Origin of the sequence: Luteimonas fraxinea (genome assembly GCF_021233355.1) — a bacterium.
GTDB classification, from domain to species: domain Bacteria; phylum Pseudomonadota; class Gammaproteobacteria; order Xanthomonadales; family Xanthomonadaceae; genus Luteimonas; species Luteimonas fraxinea.
The window spans coordinates 1,629,799-1,644,605 of sequence record NZ_CP089507.1 but is presented as its reverse complement, the minus strand read 5'-3'; the positions used below and the strand labels follow the sequence as shown (position 1 = coordinate 1,644,605).

Annotated in this window: 17 protein-coding genes; 10 read left to right on the top strand and 7 right to left on the bottom strand. The window is 68.5% G+C overall.

Annotated elements, in window-relative coordinates:
• Positions 1-39: 39 nt before the first annotated feature.
• Positions 40-921, top strand: a complete 882-nt coding sequence (locus tag LU699_RS07385; protein WP_232136261.1) for a cytochrome c oxidase subunit 3 — start codon at positions 40-42, stop codon at positions 919-921.
• 54 nt (positions 922-975) lie between these two features.
• On the opposite strand, the gene LU699_RS07380 is transcribed toward LU699_RS07385, so the two are convergent.
• Positions 976-1,194, bottom strand: a complete 219-nt coding sequence (locus LU699_RS07380) for a twin transmembrane helix small protein (RefSeq protein ID WP_232136828.1) — start codon at positions 1,192-1,194, stop codon at positions 976-978.
• A gap of 65 nt (positions 1,195-1,259) precedes the next feature.
• Here LU699_RS07380 and LU699_RS07375 point away from each other — a divergent pair, with 65 nt between their 5' ends.
• Genes LU699_RS07375 through cyoE form a run of 4 tightly spaced genes read left to right on the top strand, consistent with a single transcriptional unit; the run spans position 1,260 to position 4,720 of the window.
• A complete protein-coding gene (locus tag LU699_RS07375; protein ID WP_232136260.1) occupies positions 1,260-1,994 on the top strand; it encodes an SURF1 family protein in 735 nt (244 codons plus the stop codon).
• Complete coding sequence (locus LU699_RS07370) at positions 1,991-2,587, top strand: hypothetical protein (protein ID WP_232136259.1); 597 nt, start codon at positions 1,991-1,993, stop codon at positions 2,585-2,587. Before LU699_RS07375 ends, LU699_RS07370 begins: the two co-directional genes overlap by 4 nt.
• Complete coding sequence (locus tag LU699_RS07365) at positions 2,587-3,786, top strand: COX15/CtaA family protein (RefSeq protein WP_232136258.1); 1,200 nt, start codon at positions 2,587-2,589, stop codon at positions 3,784-3,786. The genes LU699_RS07370 and LU699_RS07365 overlap by 1 nt, the downstream gene beginning before the upstream one ends.
• Position 3,787: 1 nt before the next feature.
• On the top strand, positions 3,788-4,720 hold the full coding sequence (gene cyoE / locus LU699_RS07360; RefSeq protein WP_232136257.1) for a heme o synthase: 933 nt from the start codon (positions 3,788-3,790) through the stop codon (positions 4,718-4,720).
• A gap of 381 nt (positions 4,721-5,101) precedes the next feature.
• Here the strand turns inward: cyoE and LU699_RS07355 are convergent, their stop codons facing one another.
• The 6 genes from LU699_RS07355 to rpsU all read right to left on the bottom strand — a co-directional run bounded on the left by LU699_RS07355 (position 5,102) and on the right by rpsU (position 10,209).
• Entirely contained in the window at positions 5,102-5,737 is a 636-nt protein-coding gene (locus LU699_RS07355; RefSeq protein ID WP_232136256.1) for a hypothetical protein, read from the bottom strand.
• A 218-nt stretch (positions 5,738-5,955) separates the two neighbouring features.
• The gene (gene dnaG / locus LU699_RS07350) at positions 5,956-7,683 is read right to left on the bottom strand and encodes a DNA primase (RefSeq protein WP_232136255.1); all 1,728 of its coding nucleotides are present in this window, start codon (positions 7,681-7,683) and stop codon (positions 5,956-5,958) included.
• Positions 7,684-7,820: 137 nt separating this feature from the next.
• Positions 7,821-8,681, bottom strand: coding sequence for a YihY/virulence factor BrkB family protein (locus LU699_RS07345; RefSeq protein WP_425491063.1), 861 nt, complete (start codon positions 8,679-8,681; stop codon positions 7,821-7,823).
• A 227-nt stretch (positions 8,682-8,908) separates the two neighbouring features.
• The gene (locus LU699_RS07340) at positions 8,909-9,406 is read right to left on the bottom strand and encodes a GNAT family N-acetyltransferase (RefSeq protein ID WP_232136253.1); all 498 of its coding nucleotides are present in this window, start codon (positions 9,404-9,406) and stop codon (positions 8,909-8,911) included.
• On the bottom strand, positions 9,406-9,849 hold the full coding sequence (locus LU699_RS07335) for a GatB/YqeY domain-containing protein (RefSeq protein WP_232136252.1): 444 nt from the start codon (positions 9,847-9,849) through the stop codon (positions 9,406-9,408). The genes LU699_RS07340 and LU699_RS07335 overlap by 1 nt, the downstream gene beginning before the upstream one ends.
• A gap of 144 nt (positions 9,850-9,993) precedes the next feature.
• On the bottom strand, positions 9,994-10,209 hold the full coding sequence (gene rpsU, locus LU699_RS07330; protein WP_101926061.1) for a 30S ribosomal protein S21: 216 nt from the start codon (positions 10,207-10,209) through the stop codon (positions 9,994-9,996).
• 183 nt (positions 10,210-10,392) lie between these two features.
• Between rpsU and tsaD the strand changes: the two genes are divergently transcribed.
• The 5 genes from tsaD (at position 10,393) to LU699_RS07305 (ending at position 14,806) form a co-directional block, all read left to right on the top strand.
• Complete coding sequence (gene tsaD, locus LU699_RS07325) at positions 10,393-11,427, top strand: tRNA (adenosine(37)-N6)-threonylcarbamoyltransferase complex transferase subunit TsaD (protein WP_232136251.1); 1,035 nt, start codon at positions 10,393-10,395, stop codon at positions 11,425-11,427.
• A gap of 68 nt (positions 11,428-11,495) precedes the next feature.
• A complete protein-coding gene (gene folB / locus LU699_RS07320) occupies positions 11,496-11,852 on the top strand; it encodes a dihydroneopterin aldolase (RefSeq protein ID WP_232136250.1) in 357 nt (118 codons plus the stop codon).
• Positions 11,853-11,908: 56 nt separating this feature from the next.
• Positions 11,909-13,231: a mechanosensitive ion channel family protein gene (locus LU699_RS07315; protein ID WP_232136249.1), complete on the top strand. Its 1,323-nt coding sequence runs from the start codon at positions 11,909-11,911 to the stop codon at positions 13,229-13,231.
• Positions 13,232-13,298: 67 nt separating this feature from the next.
• Complete coding sequence (folK, locus tag LU699_RS07310) at positions 13,299-13,802, top strand: 2-amino-4-hydroxy-6-hydroxymethyldihydropteridine diphosphokinase (protein ID WP_232136248.1); 504 nt, start codon at positions 13,299-13,301, stop codon at positions 13,800-13,802.
• Complete coding sequence (locus LU699_RS07305) at positions 13,802-14,806, top strand: 3-oxoacyl-[acyl-carrier-protein] synthase III C-terminal domain-containing protein (protein WP_232136246.1); 1,005 nt, start codon at positions 13,802-13,804, stop codon at positions 14,804-14,806. The genes folK and LU699_RS07305 overlap by 1 nt, the downstream gene beginning before the upstream one ends.
• Position 14,807 lies beyond the last annotated feature (1 nt).

Genomic DNA, 14,807 nt, shown 5'->3' with positions numbered 1-14,807 from the left:
GCCTTCCGCCACCACGCATTCGACGATCCGGACACCGCCATGGCCCACGCCAAGCCCGAGCAGGACCCCGACCTCTATTTCGTGCCCCACGACAGCAAGTGGCCGGTGTTCGCGTCGGTCGCGCTGTTCGTCACGATGCTGGGCCTGGCCAGCTGGTTCAACGAACACACCTGGGGCCGGCCGATGTTCTTCGTCGGCATCGCGGTGCTGGCGCTGATCCTGTTCAAGTGGTTTGCCGACGTCGTGCTCGAATCGGTGTCGGGCTACTACAACAAGCAGGTCGACCTGTCGTTCCGCATGGGGATGGTGTGGTTCATCTTCTCGGAGATCATGTTCTTCGCCGCGTTCTTCGGCGCGCTGTTCTACGCGCGCACTTTGTCGCTGCCGTGGCTGGGCGGCGAAGGCTCGGGCGCGATGACCAATGCGGTGCTGTGGGACGGCTACAGCGCGGCGTGGCCGTCGGCCGGCCCCGGCGATATCGGCGGGGCGTTCCAGACGATTCCGGCCTGGGGTCTGCCGCTGCTCAATACGCTGATCCTGCTGGCGTCGGGTATCACGATCACGATCGCCCACCACGCGCTGCGCGCCGCGCACCGCACCCAGCTGCTGGTGTTCCTCGGCGCGACGATCCTGCTCGGCTGCGTGTTCCTGTTCTTCCAGATCGAGGAATACGTCCACGCCTACCGCGATCTGAACCTGACGATGGGCTCGGGCATCTACGGCTCGACGTTCTTCATGCTCACCGGCTTCCACGGCGCGCACGTGACGCTCGGCACGATCATGCTGATCGTGATCTGGCTGCGCTGTTATCGCGGCCACTTCACCAAGGAGAACCACTTCGCGTTCGAAGCGGTCGCCTGGTACTGGCACTTCGTGGACGTGGTCTGGCTGATCCTGTTCCTGTTCGTCTACGTCGTCTGACGACGCGTCGACGCCGGGCGGCGCTTCGTCGCCGCCCGCTTCCCACTTCCGGCCTCAGCCGTAAACGCCATGCGGCTTGATCCAGCCCATCCAGATCGCCAGCAGCACCAGCAGGATCAGTCCGACCGACAGGCCGATGCGGCGCGTGAGCGCTTTCACCGTGCGGTCGGTCGTGCCCTTGTCGGTCATCATGTAGAACAGCGCGCTGCCCAGGTTCCACAGGATCAGCAGCACGAAGGCGATGATCAGCAGCAACTTCAGCGAATCGTTCATCACCATCGCAGGCTCCGGAACACTGGGTGTGTCGGCCGATTATTGCAGTCCGCGGAGCGCCGCGCGTGAGTCTGCGTCGGACCCGCATCATCGGCTGGACGCTGGCGGTGCTGACGATCGCGGCCTTCGTGACGCTGGGCCAGTGGCAGCTGTCGCGGATGTCCCAGAAGCAGGCGATGCTCGACGCCGTCGCAGTGACGCTCGAGGCCCGCACGCCCGTGTCGCTGACCGCTGCCGGCGACGTCGCACGCGCCCGTGACTACGACTGGAGCGCGGGCCGCGGCCAGTTCGTCGACCGGCCGGCCTTCGTGCTCGACAACCAGATCCAGGCCGGCGTGCCCGGCCTGCGCGTGTATCGCCTGTTCGCGCCCGACGACGCACCGCCGCTGCTGGTCGATCTCGGCTGGACCGCACTCGTCGATCGCACGACGCGGCTGCCCGATGCCGCCATCGTGCGCGGCGACGGTCTGCTCGGTCGCGATCTCGACCTGCGCGGCCTGCTCGCACCGCCGCCGTCGCCCGGGCTCGCGCTCGGGCCGGCGCTCACGCCGGGCGACGCGGTGCTGATGACCCGCATCGACATCCCCGCGATCGCCGCCGAAACCGGCCTGCCGGCCTTGCCGCCACGCGTGCTGCGGCTCGATCCCGCGCTCGACGTCGGCTATCTCCGCGATCTGGATGTCCTGCCCAACACGCTCACGCCCGACAAGCACCTCGGCTACGCGGTGCAGTGGTTCGGGCTGGCCCTCGCGGTGCTCGTCATCGCCCTCGTGCTCACGTTCCGGACCCGTCGCCGATGAATCCGTCTCCCGCGCAGACGCTGCCGCCCGCGCAGCGCAACCGCAATCGCCTGCTGCTGGTGCTGATCGTGGTGCTGTTTCTCGGCAGCGCAGTCGTCGCTGGCGCCCTGCGCTTCTCCGGCTGGCGTCCGGCGGGCATGCAGAACAAGGGCGAGCTGCTCGATCCGCCGGGTGACCTGCGCACGCATCCGCTGCACCTCATCGATGGTGGCAGTTACGACTGGCGTCCGGCCGAGCGGCGCTGGCGGATTCTCGTCGCGCCGCCGCGCGACTGCGCGCAGACCTGCGTCGAACTGTCGCGGCAGCTCGATCTGGTGTGGCAGCTGTTCGGCCGCAACGCCGACCACGTCGACATCCTGTGGGCGGGCGCGGTGCCCGACGGCGCGATCCGCAATCCGGCGTGGCGGATCGTCGAAGCTGACCCGGCGCTGCGTGCGACATTACCGCGCGTCGACGGCGGGCCCGGCGAGGCGGACAATGGCGTTCCCGCCTATGTCGTGGACCCGAACGGGTTCGTCATCCTGCGCTACGCCCCGGGCTTCGATCCGGGCGATCTGCGCAGCGACATGGCCAAGCTGCTGAAACTCAAGTGATGACCCACACGCCCCCCGCGCGCGCGACATCGTTCCGTCCGTCGACCCACAAGCATTTCCACCGCATCGCCTGGCTCGCCACCGCGCTGACGCTGTGCGTGATCGTGTTCGGCGCGTTCGTGCGTCTGTCCGATGCCGGCCTGAGCTGCCCCGACTGGCCCACCTGCTACGGCCGCGCGGCATGGCCCAAGGCCGCCTCCGAGGTCGTCGACCACGCCGCGAGCGCGATTCGCGAGTTCGAATCGGACAAGGCCTGGCGCGAACAGGTCCACCGCCACTTGGCAGCAACACTCGGCGTGCTGGTGCTCGGTCTCGCGCTGCTGGCCGCACGCCGTCGCCGCTTCGGCATGCTGCAGATCATCGGCGCGTCCGCGCTGGTCGCGCTCGCGATACCGCTGTACATGCAGGGCCACGTCATGGCCGCGCTGGGCATCGCCGCGCTCGGCGAAGCGCTGCTGCTGATCGCCGCGCTGCGCTGGTCGAACATCGATCTCGCCCGCGCGGCCGCGCTGACGCTGGCGGTGGTGATCTTCCAGGCGCTGCTCGGCAAATGGACGGTCACCATGCTGCTCAAGCCGGTGATCGTCATGGGCCATCTGCTCGGCGGCATGCTGACGTTCTCGCTGCTGCTGTGGATGGCGTGGCGCGCGACGGTGCAGCCGATCGTGCTGGTCGACGCACCCACGCTGCGACGCTGGACGCTCGGCGCGATTGGCCTGGTCGGCGTGCAGATCGCACTCGGCGGCTGGGTCAGCGCGAACTACGCCGCACTCGCCTGCGGCGCCGGCGGCTGGGTCACCGATGCGCACCACTACGTCGATTTCCCGAAGTGCGTCGGCGAATGGTGGCCGCAGGCCGACTTCCGCGAAGGCTTCGTGCTGTGGCGCGGTGTGGGCGTGGATTACGAAGGTGGCGTGCTCGACGGCGCGGCGCGCGTGGCGATCCAGCTCGCCCACCGGGTCATGGCGATCGCGGTGTTCGCGTACCTGATCGCATTCGCCGCGCGTCTGCTGCGCACGCCGGGCCTGCGCGGCTGGGCGGTCGCGCTCGCGCTGCTGACCTGCGCGCAGGTCGCGCTGGGCATCTTCAACGTCAAGCTCGCGCTGCCGTTGCCGGTCGCGGTGATGCACAACGGCGGCGCCGCGTTGCTGCTGTTCGTGCTGGTGTCGCTGCTCGCCCGCCTGAAGCGGCCGGACTGACATGGCGATCCAGGCACGCGACTACTGGGCGCTGACCAAACCCCGCGTGGTGGCACTGATCGTGTTCACCGCGCTGGTCGGCATGTTCCTCGCCGTGCCCGGCCTGCCGCCGTGGAAGGAAACGGTGTTCGGCCTGCTCGGCATCTGGCTGGCCGCGGCATCGGCGGCGGCGATCAACCATCTGATCGACCAGCGCATCGACAAGGTCATGGCGCGCACCGCGCACCGGCCACTCGCGACCGGCGCGCTGCGCCCGGTGCAGGTGCTGGTGTTCGCGCTGGCGCTGGGCGCGCTGTCGATGGCGATCCTGGTGCTGCTGGTCAACATGCTGACCGCGCTGCTCACCTTCGCCTCGCTGATCGGTTACGCGGTGATCTACACCGGCTGGCTCAAGCGCGCGACGCCGCAGAACATCGTCATCGGCGGCATCGCCGGCGCGGCGCCGCCGCTGCTGGGCTGGGCCGCGGTGACCAACATGCAGGGCCAGTGGGACTGGGCGCACGCGCTGCTGCTGGTGCTGATCATCTTCGTGTGGACGCCGCCGCATTTCTGGGCGCTGGCGATCTTCCGCCGCGACGACTACGCGCGCGCGCTGGTGCCGATGCTGCCGGTCACGCACGGCGTGGCCTACACGCGCTGGCAGATCCTGATCTACACCGTGCTGCTGGTCGTGATCACGCTATTGCCGGTCGCGATCGGCATGAGCGGGGTGTTCTATCTGGGCGGCGCCGTCGTGCTGGGCCTGGTATTTCTCTGGTACGCGTGGCGTCTGCTCGATCCGCCGGACGAGTTCTTCGCGATGCGGATGTTCAACTATTCCGTCGTGTACCTGATGGCGCTGTTCGCGTTCCTGCTGGTCGACCACTGGCTGCTGCCGTGGTTGCCGGGCGCCGGCGCTGCGGCGGGCGGGCTGGATTTCCAGCGCATCAGCTGACGACCGCCGCATCCGCTCCGGCGGGCGCATGGCCCGCCGGAGCAGTGGACATCAGGACTTCTTCGCGGCCTTCTCGGCCCGCTTTTCCTTCAGGGTCTTGACCGGCTTCTTCTTGGTCTCTTTCTTCTTGTCGAGGCTCTTGGCCATCGTCGCGCTCCGCTGGGATCTCTGGGGCGGCGACGGAATCGGGTTCCGTGCCGGGGTCTGATCCGGCATGCAGCTTCCGGATCACGACGCATCCTACGCCGAGTCGCCCGAAGCGCCCATCGCCGGTGTCGTGTATGCGTGCGTTGCGAGGCGCACGACGCTCATCCGCCGATGATGGCCGCGTACGCATGTCGCTGCAGCCGATGCCGGCATGCAGCGACACCTCGAGCCGAATCAACCGCCCGCGATTACGGTGGAGGTCGGCGTAGCCTGCAGGCAGGCGTCCGGATCACCGTCGAGACCGGCCGGCATCTCGCAGGCGCGCGGTTCGAAATCGAGCGTGGCCTGCCAGCCGGCCTTGGTGTTCGGCGTCAGCGCGACCTGCACGTCGACATCGCGGATCGTCACGCGCGCGGTCTGCTGTGCATCGTTGCGTGCCGCCCAGCCGTCGAGCGTGTGGGCGAGGGCGGGATCGAGCAGGCGGTTGGCTTCGAGCAACTGGCGGGTCTGCGCCAGCGCGTCGGGATGGTCGAGCGCACCGCCGCCGGGCTGGATGTTCACGCCGACCAGCAGGCCGCCCTGCTGCTTGAACGCGACGCGATCGGCCGGCAGGACGATCTGCTGTCCATTGGGCAGGCGCAGGGTGACGTCGCGCGACTGGCTGATCGTGTGTTCGGCGGCCAGAGTGCCGTCTTTCTGCGGCCAGGCGAGATCGACCTGTTCGGCGACCGGCGCGGCGAGATCGATATGCAGGGGTTTGGCGAGCGCGGGCGGGGTGTCGATCTTGGCGCAGGCGCCGAGCAGCAACGCAGCGGAGAGGGCGAGACCGGCGCCGAGGCGCGCGGACGGAAGGCGGGTGAATCGGATCATGGTGACGACCTGTCGGGGAAGGAAAAGGGAGGGGGCACCGCGCCGGACCCGTCTACGCGGACTCGGCGGACACTCGGTGCTGGACGGACAGGTCGCCGTGACGCAACTGCGCCATTCCGACCGGTCGATCCCCCTGCGGCGATCAGACCAGCGCGAAGGTTAAGGAATCGTCACCGGGATGTAAGCGCTATGTATCTGAAAACGCTTACATTTCGGAATCAGCGGGCGCGCTGGAGCAGCAGTTCCCGCAGCGCCTGCTTGCCGGCGGCGTCGAGCGTGCCCTCGCGCTGCTGGCCGAGCAGGTCGTCGATGCGCTGCTGCAGCACCTGGCGGTCGAGTTGCTTGATCGCGTCGCGCAGTTCCTGTTCCCACGAGGCCTCGTCGCCGGCGAGATCCTGCGTCGCGAGCTTGCGCAGCGCTGGCGCTTCCTCGCGTTCCTCGAACTGTGACAGCAGCACGCCCGTGGTGATGTCCGGGCGGACGCTGCCGATGGCGATCAGCTCGGTCAGCAGTTCGATGCCCGGCTGGCGCAGGGCGACGAAGGGATAGGGCGGCGGCAGTTGCGCGGCCAAGCCGGGCTTCTGCAGCAGCAGGGCGATCGCATGGCGCACCACGCTGCGCTTGGGCGGCGGCGCGCCGCGACCACCGCGCAACATGCGGCTGGGCGCGGCCTGTTGCGCAGGCGCGGCGCCGCCGAGGCCGGTGAGCTCGCTGAGCCGCTGGCGCATCAGGTCGGCGAAGGCGCCGTCGGGAATCTGCGCCAGCATCGGCTTGGCGCGTTCGGCCAGCCGCGCCTTGCCGTCCAGCGTGGACAGGTTGATGCCGTCGCCCAAGGTGTCGAAGAAGAACGTCGACAGTGGCGTCGCCTGGGTCAGGCGGGCCTCGAAACCGGGCGCGCCTTCGGTGCGCACGATGGTGTCGGGGTCTTCGCCGTCAGGCAGGAACAGAAAGAACGCCTGGCGGCCATCACGCATGCGCGGCAGCACCGATTCCATCGCGCGCGTCGCGGCGCGGCGGCCCGCGGCGTCGCCATCGAAGCAGAAGAACACGTCGGGCGCATTGCGGAACAGCAGCTCGGCATGGTCGGGCGTGGTCGCCGTGCCCAGGGTCGCGACCGCCTGCGGCACGCCGAACTGGAACAGCGAGACCACGTCCATGTAGCCCTCGACCACGACCAGCCGTTCGATCTTCTGGTTGGCCTGGCGCACCTGCCACAGGCCGTAGAGTTCGCGGCCCTTGTGGAACAGCGGCGTCTCGGGCGAGTTGAGGTACTTGGGCGAATCCTCGGGCTTGAGCACGCGGCCGCCGAACGCGATCACGCGGCCGCGGCGGTCGTGGATCGGGAAGATCACCCGGTCGCGGAATTTGTCGTAGCTGTGGCCGCGGTCGTTCTTCGACAGCAGGCCCACCTTCTCCAGCACCGCGATGCGGCGTGCGTCGTCCTTGCCCAGCGCGTCCTTCAATGCCGAGAAGCCATCGGGCGCGTAGCCGATCGCGAACTGCTCGCGGATCGTGGCGTCGACGCCACGGCCATCGAGATAGCTGCGCGCGGCGTCGTTGCCTGCGAGTTCGCGAACGAAGAAGCGCGACGCCGCATCGAGCGCGTCGTACATCGGCGCACTGTCGGGCCGCGCCTCGCGCTGCTGGGTGTCGCGCGGAATTTCCATGCCGGCGCGCTTGGCCAGCTCGTCGACCGCATCTAGAAATTCGAGGCGGTCGTAATTCATCAGGAAGCTGATCGCGGTGCCGTGCGCCCCGCAGCCGAAGCAGTGATAGAACTGCTTGGTCGGCGAGACGGTGAAGCTCGCCGAGCGCTCGTCGTGGAACGGGCAGCGCGACGAATATTCCTTGCCCTGCCGCTTCAGCGGCACGCGCGCGTTGATCACTTCGACGATGTCGGTGCGCGCCAGCAGGTCGTCAATGAAGGCGTCGGGGATGCGCGCCATCAGCGGGTTCCACGCAGGCAGACGCACACGACCGCAGGGCGGGCGCGGGGCAGGCGGGGCAGGGTGGGGGCGACGCGGATCATGCGGACGCTAGGATGCCACGCGCCGCGCGGATCGCCGCATCCGGCGCGCTTTCTTCAAACCGCGGGCGGCGGCCCCTTCGCAAGCGCAGCCGCCTGGCGCTCGGCGCGCTTCTGCAATGCACGGTCGACCGAGCTGCGGCGCACACGTTCGTCGACGACCGCGGTGATCAGCGCGCCGACGAAGAAGATCGTCGCCGCGTAATACATCCAGACCAGCAGGATCACCAGCGTGCCGAACGAGCCGTAGGCGCTGCCGGGCGCGGCGTGGGTCATGTAGATGCCGATGCCCCAGCGCCCGACGACGAACAGCACGGACGTCACCACGCCGCCGAACAGGGCCTGGCGCCAGCGCACGCGGCGGTCGGGCAGATAGTGGTACAGCACTGCGAACGCGAACGAATAGAGCACCAGCATCAGCGTGTTGCCGACCAGCGGCAGGATCGACGGCACGTTGGCGAAGATGAACTCCACCGCGGTCGTCATCAGCGTCGACACCAGCACCAGAAAGCCCAGTGCGAACACCACGCCGGCGGAGAACACACGCTTGCGCAGGAACACCATCAGGCCGCCCGGCAGGCGATCGCCGTCGGTGCGGAAGATCAGGTTCAGCGTGCCTTGCAGCTGCGCGAACACGACCGTCGCACCGACGAACAGCAGCAGTGTGCTCCACAGACCTGCAAGCGAGCCGATGTCGGGCTGCTCGGTGGCGTTCTGGATCACGGTGCCGGCGACATCGCGGGCGCCGGCGCCCGCCAGCGCACCGATCTGCTCGAGCAGCGCTTCCTGCGCGGATGGATACAGCGACGCGGTGATCCACAGCACCAGCACCAGCATCGGCGCCAGCGAGATCAGCGTGTAGAACGACAGCGACGCCGCCTGGGTCAGCAGGTCGGCATCGACGAAACGCTTGACCATCGCCGCCGGCAGACTTTCCTCGAAGCGGGTCACGCCCTTGTCGACGCGTGTGCGAAGACGGCCCCAGCGCGTGTGGCGCACGGGTGCATCGGTGTCCTGGGTGTCCTGTGGCGACGTGCTCATGCGTGGCGATTCTTGAAGGCCGACGTGTGGAGCGCGTGCGTCCACTGCGGCGTTGCCGTCACCTTATGCACGAGGTCGTAGCAGCGCGTGAAGCGCCGTGCGTCTCAGCGCGTCGTCTTCGCGAGTGGGCGCAGGGCGTCGCCTTCGACGCGCTGCACGGTCCAGCCGTCCTGCGGCTGCGCACCGAGCGCACGATAGAAACCGATCGCCGGCGCATTCCAGTCGAGCACGGTCCATTCGAAGCGACCGCAGTCGCGCGCGACTGCGAGCGCGGCGAGATGCCGCATCAGCTGCGTGCCGATGCCGCGGCCGCGATACGCGGGGCGCACGAACAGATCTTCCAGATACAGGCCGCGACGGCCGAGGAAGGTCGAGAACGTGTGGAAGAACAGCGCGAAGCCGGCGGGCGTGCCGTCGACTTCGGCGATCACGACTTCGGCCGCGGGCGCGTCACCGAACAGGGCGTCGGCGAGCAGGTCCGTATCGGCGACGACGGCATCGGACAGGCGCTCGTACTCCGCCAGTTCGCGGATCAGCGCGAGCACCAGCGGCACGTCGTCGGGACGTGCCGGGCGCAGAACGATGCCGTCGCCGGCGGTCATCAGCCCAGCGACTGCTTCACCAGACGCGAGACCACGCCCATGTCGGCCTTGCCGGCCAGCATCGGCTTCAGCACGCCCATCAGCTTGCCGATGTCGGCCGGGCTGGTGGCACCGGTTTCGGCCTTGGCGCTGGCGATCGCGGCCAGGATCTCGTCTTCGCCGAGCTTCTCCGGCAGATAGCGCTCGATGATGACGATCTCCTCGCGCTCGACCTGGGCCAGATCCTCGCGGCTCGCCGCTTCGAACTGGCTGACTGAATCGCGGCGCTGCTTGACCATCTTCTCCAGCGCGGTCAGCACGGCGGCGTCGTCGAGCTCGATGCGCTCGTCGACTTCGCGCTGCTTGATCGCGGCCAGCATCAGGCGGATCACGCCGAGTGCGTGCTTGTCGCCGCCCTTCATCGCGGCCTTCATGTCTTCGGTGAGTTGCTGCTTCAGGGTCATGGCGGGCTCCAGGTGCAACGGGTGCGGGACGTGCCGGGACCGGGCGGGCCCACGGCGGAGACGACAAAAAGCCGGCGGCGCAATGCGCTGCCGGCTTTTTGCTTCATCGAACGGTCGAACCGGGGAAACCCCGGCCCGGGCCGGTCAATACAGGCGCTGGCGCTTGGTGACGTCGCGCGAAACGCGACGCGACTGACGCTTCACAGCAGCAGCTGCCTTGCGCTTGCGCTCCTGGGTCGGCTTCTCGTAAAACTCGCGCTTGCGGGTTTCAGCGAGCACACCGGCCTTCTCGCAGGTGCGCTTGAAACGACGCAGCGCAAACTCGAAGGGCTCGTTTTCGCGGACTTTGACGCTTGGCATGGAATCTCCGGGGATCTGATCGTCCGGTCCTGACGGCCGGCTCGAATCGAATTTCGAATGCGATACCACCGGGCTCAGGCCCGGCGAGCCGCGTATCATAGCGGTCCCCTGCAGCGGTGTGCAAGCCGTGGGGTCGCCGCGCGCCACGCGGCCTTCCGTTTCCGCTTCGAAGGCAGTCCCCCGATGAAAGTCCTCGGCATCGAAACCTCCTGCGACGAAACCGGCGTCGCCGTGTACGACACCGCGATCGGCGGCGTCGACGGCCTGCGCGCGCATGCGGTCTACAGCCAGATCGCGCTGCACGCCGAATACGGCGGCGTGGTACCCGAACTCGCCAGCCGCGACCACGTGCGCAAGCTGTTGCCGCTGGTGCGGCAGACGCTGGACGAAGCCGGCCTGTCGACCGACGACATCGACGGCGTGGCGTATACCGCCGGTCCGGGCCTGGTCGGCGCGCTGCTGGTCGGCGCCGGTGTCGCGCGCGCGCTGGCCTGGGGTCTCGATGTGCCGGCGATCGGCGTGCACCACATGGAAGGCCATCTGCTGGCGCCGTTGATGGAAGACGATCCGCCGGCTGCGCCGTTCGTCGCGTTGCTGGTGTCGGGCGGACACACGCAGCTCGTCGCCGTCGACGCGATCGGCAGCTACCGCCTGCTCGGCGAGACGCTCGACGACGCCGCCGGCGAGGCCTTCGACAAGACCGCGAAGATGATGGGCCTGCCGTATCCGGGCGGTCCGCAGCTGGCGGCGCTGGCGGAACACGGCACGCCCGGCGTGTTCAAGTTTCCGCGGCCGATGACGACGCGCCCGGGCCTGGATTTCAGCTTCAGCGGGCTCAAGACTCAGGTGCTGCTGGCCTGGCAGGCCAGCGACAAGACCGACACGACGAAGGCCGACATTGCCCGCGGTTTCGAAGACGCGGTGGTCGACACGCTGGCGATCAAGTGCGCACGCGCGCTGGATGCCACGGGCTTCGACACGCTGATCGTCGCCGGCGGAGTCGGCGCGAACACGCGTCTGCGCGAGAAGCTGCGCGCCGACGCACAGCGTCGCGGTGGTCGCGTCTGTTTCCCGCGTCCGGCGCTGTGCACCGACAACGGCGCGATGATCGCGTTCGCCGGCGCGTTGCGTCTCGAAGCCGGCCAGTACGGCGATGCCGCGGTGCACGTGGTGCCGCGCTGGGATATGGCGACGTTGCCGCCGCTCGCCGCGGCGTGATCAGCCACGCGACGCCACCGCATCGCTGCCGCTAAGCTGCGGACTTTCCGCCGCATGCAATCGCCGCCATGGACAAAGTCTTCATCGAAGGCCTCGAGATCGAGGCGCTGATCGGCATCTACGACTGGGAGCGGCGCATCCGCCAGCCGCTGGTCTTCGATGTGGAGATGGCGTTCGACAACCGCGTGCCCGCGGCCAGCGACGACATCCACGACACGCTGAACTACAAGGCCGTCAGCAAGCGGCTGATCGACTACGTGTCGGCATCGGAATTCGGTCTCGTCGAGACGCTCGCCGAGCGTTGCGCGGCGATTGTGATCGAGGAGTTCAAGGTCGATTGGGTACGATTGAAGCTCAGCAAGCCGGGTGCGGTGCGTGGTGCACGCGCGGTCGGCGTCCATATCGAACGTACGCGCCAGACCTGATGCAACGCGGGCTGGCGTAGCGCCTGCGTGGCGCGCGACCCGGAGATCCCCGCACGATGCAGACACAACTCGAACGCCTCCGCGACGTCCTTGCGCCGTATCCCTGGGCCTATACCGTCACGGTGTTGTGCGCGTTGCTGCTGCTGGCGTGGATCGCGAATTTCGTCACCAAGCACGTGCTGCTGCGGGGACTCCGGCAGCTTTTGATGAAGTCGCCGCTCGGCGGCGCGCAGCACGACCAGGAAGTGCGGCTGCGGGTGATTCCGCGTCTGGCCAACGTCGTGCCGGCACTGGTGATCTCGGCCGGCATCTCGATCGTCCCCGACCTGCCGCCGCAGCTGGTGACCGTGGTCAAGGCGCTGTGCCAGGTGTTCGTGGTGGTGACGATCGCGATGGCGATCTCGAAGGGCCTCGACGCGATCAACCGCAACTACGAGCGCCGCCCCGACGCGCAGAACAAGCCGATCAAGGGCTACTTCCAGGTCGCGAAGATCATCATGTTCGTGCTGGTCGGCATCTCGGTCGTCGCGACGCTGATCGGCGCGGAATTCCTGCACATCGTCACCGGCCTCGGCGCGATGACCGCGGTGCTGATGCTGATCTTCCAGGACACCATCCTGTCGCTGGTCGCCAGCGTGCAGATCAGCAACGACGGCCGCGTGCGTCTCGGCGACTGGATCGAGATGCCGGGCCAGAACGCCGACGGCGACGTCATCGACATCGCGCTGCACACGATCACCGTGCGCAACTGGGACCGCACCGTCACCACGGTGCCGACCAAGAAGCTGGTCAGCGATTCGTTCAAGAACTGGCGTCACATGTCGGAAGGCGGCGGCCGCCGGATCAAGCGCGCGCTCCATCTCGACCAGCGCAGCGTGCGCTTCCTGGAACCGGCGGAGATCGAACACTTCCGTCGCTTCAGCCTGCTCGACGGCTATCTGGACCGCAAGGAACAGGAGCTGCAGGAATGGAACGCGCGTCTGGCCGCGAACGGCGCCGAGCCGGTCAACCACCGGCGCGTCACCAATCTGGGCACGTTCCGCGCCTACATCGAGCATTACCTGCGCAACCATCCCGGCATCAACCAGGATCTGACGATGCTCGTGCGCCAGCACCAGCCCACCGAGATGGGTCTGCCGCTGGAGATCTGGGCGTTCACCTCGAGCACCGCGTGGGGCGTCTACGAGGGCATCCAGTCGGACATCTTCGACCACATGCTGGCGATCCTGCCGGAGTTCGACCTGCGCGTGTTCCAGGCGCACAGCGACGCGCCGCTGGACGTCAATCTGCGCCGGCTCGACGATGCGGGCGATCCAGCGCACACGCGTGGCCCGCGTGTGCGCGCCGAACCGCCGGTGCCTGCGCCCGACGCCGGCTGAGCCAAGCGCCACGCCTCGCGCGGACGCGGGGCAATCGGCGATCATGGCGCCCCCACCGGAGCGCGCCATGCCCATCGCCCTGCTCAGCCTCGGCAGCAATGTCGATCCCGAGACCCATCTGCGCGCGGCGATCGCCGCGTTGCGGGCGCGCTTCGACGATTTGGTGGTCTCGGCGGTCTACCGCTTTCCGGCTGTCGGCTACATCGGCCCGGATTTCCTCAATGCCGCGGCGACGCTGCGCACCGACCTCACGCCGGCCGCGTTGAACGACTGGCTGCACACACTCGAGGACGCGCACGGGCGTGATCGCAGCGGTCCGCGCTACAGCGATCGCACGCTCGATATCGACATCGTGCTGTTCGACGACGCGGTGCTGAGCGGCGCCGGCAATCTCCGGATCCCGCGTGACGAACTGCGCCACGCCTTCGTGCTGCGACCCGCTGCGGAAATCGCACCCGACTGGACGCATCCGGTCGACGGCACGCCGCTCGCGCAGTTGTGGAACGCGCACGCGGATCGCGACACGGTGTTCGCACGCGTGGATGGACTCGACGCGGACGCGCCCGGCTGATGGATGCGCCTGCGGGCCTGCGCATTCTCGGGACCGGCTGCCATCACCCGGCGCAGCGCGTGGCGTCGACGGTGTTCGATACGCGCCTGGGGCTTGCGCCGGGCAGCAGCGAAGCCGCGACGGGTGTCGCGATGCGCGGCGTCGCGGGCGATGACGAAACCGCATCGTGGATGGGGGCCCGCGCTGCCGAAGCGGCGCTTCACGCGGCCGGCATCGACGCCAGCGCGCTCGATGCGATCGTTTCGACCTGTGCCGTCATGGAGCAGCCGATTCCCTGTCAGGCCGCGCTGGTGCAACGCGCGCTGGGTCTCGGCGGCTCGGGCATTCCGGCCTTCGACATCAACGCGACCTGCCTCGGCTTTCTGGTCGCGTTGGATCTGATCGCTGCATCGATCGCGGCCGGCCGGTATCGACGCGTGCTCGTCGTCGCGAGCGAAGTGCCGTCGCGCGGCCTGCGCGCCGACGATCCGGTGACTGCACCGTTGTTCGGCGACGGCGCGGCGGCGGTCGTGCTCGGTGCCGCGGCGCCCGGTGAGGATTCGGCGCTGCTGGCTTGGCGCATGGAGACCTTCGCCGACGGTGCGGATGCCTGCCGCATCCGCGGCGGCGGCACGCGCATCGCGCCGGGCGATCCGCGCAACGACGATCGCGATGCCTATCGTTTCGAGATGGACGGCCCGGCGACGTTCCGCACGGCTGGCCGTCGTCTGCCGCGCCTGCTGACGCGCCTGCTCGAATCGGCCGGTCTCACGACCGACGCGCTCGACTGCATCGTCCCGCATCAGGCTTCGGGCGGTGGTCTCGACCGCATGATGCAGGCGCTGCGTCTGCCTGAAGCGCGCACGGTGCGCATCCTTGGCGAACACGGCAACCAGGTCGCGGCCTCGCTGCCGCATGCGCTGCACCACGCGATTCATGCCGGCCGCCTGCAGCGCGGGCAGACCTGTCTGCTATTGGGCACCGGCGCCGGCCTGTCGGTCGGCGGCGCGGTGCTGCGGTACTGAC

Excerpts from the sequence above, each read along its gene's own strand:
- LU699_RS07385 (WP_232136261.1), top strand. The coding sequence starts at position 40 with ATGGCCCACGCCAAGCCCGAGCAGGACCCCGACCTCTATTTCGTGCCC.
- LU699_RS07380 (WP_232136828.1), bottom strand. The coding sequence starts at position 1,194 with ATGAACGATTCGCTGAAGTTGCTGCTGATCATCGCCTTCGTGCTGCTG.
- LU699_RS07370 (WP_232136259.1), top strand. The coding sequence starts at position 1,991 with ATGAATCCGTCTCCCGCGCAGACGCTGCCGCCCGCGCAGCGCAACCGC.
- LU699_RS07365 (WP_232136258.1), top strand. The coding sequence starts at position 2,587 with ATGACCCACACGCCCCCCGCGCGCGCGACATCGTTCCGTCCGTCGACC.
- cyoE (WP_232136257.1), top strand. The coding sequence starts at position 3,788 with ATGGCGATCCAGGCACGCGACTACTGGGCGCTGACCAAACCCCGCGTG.
- LU699_RS07355 (WP_232136256.1), bottom strand. The coding sequence starts at position 5,737 with ATGATCCGATTCACCCGCCTTCCGTCCGCGCGCCTCGGCGCCGGTCTC.
- dnaG (WP_232136255.1), bottom strand. The coding sequence starts at position 7,683 with ATGGCGCGCATCCCCGACGCCTTCATTGACGACCTGCTGGCGCGCACC.
- LU699_RS07345 (WP_425491063.1), bottom strand. The coding sequence starts at position 8,681 with ATGGTCAAGCGTTTCGTCGATGCCGACCTGCTGACCCAGGCGGCGTCG.
- LU699_RS07340 (WP_232136253.1), bottom strand. The coding sequence starts at position 9,406 with ATGACCGCCGGCGACGGCATCGTTCTGCGCCCGGCACGTCCCGACGAC.
- LU699_RS07335 (WP_232136252.1), bottom strand. The coding sequence starts at position 9,849 with ATGACCCTGAAGCAGCAACTCACCGAAGACATGAAGGCCGCGATGAAG.
- rpsU (WP_101926061.1), bottom strand. The coding sequence starts at position 10,209 with ATGCCAAGCGTCAAAGTCCGCGAAAACGAGCCCTTCGAGTTTGCGCTG.
- tsaD (WP_232136251.1), top strand. The coding sequence starts at position 10,393 with ATGAAAGTCCTCGGCATCGAAACCTCCTGCGACGAAACCGGCGTCGCC.
- folB (WP_232136250.1), top strand. The coding sequence starts at position 11,496 with ATGGACAAAGTCTTCATCGAAGGCCTCGAGATCGAGGCGCTGATCGGC.
- LU699_RS07315 (WP_232136249.1), top strand. The coding sequence starts at position 11,909 with ATGCAGACACAACTCGAACGCCTCCGCGACGTCCTTGCGCCGTATCCC.
- folK (WP_232136248.1), top strand. The coding sequence starts at position 13,299 with ATGCCCATCGCCCTGCTCAGCCTCGGCAGCAATGTCGATCCCGAGACC.
- LU699_RS07305 (WP_232136246.1), top strand. The coding sequence starts at position 13,802 with ATGGATGCGCCTGCGGGCCTGCGCATTCTCGGGACCGGCTGCCATCAC.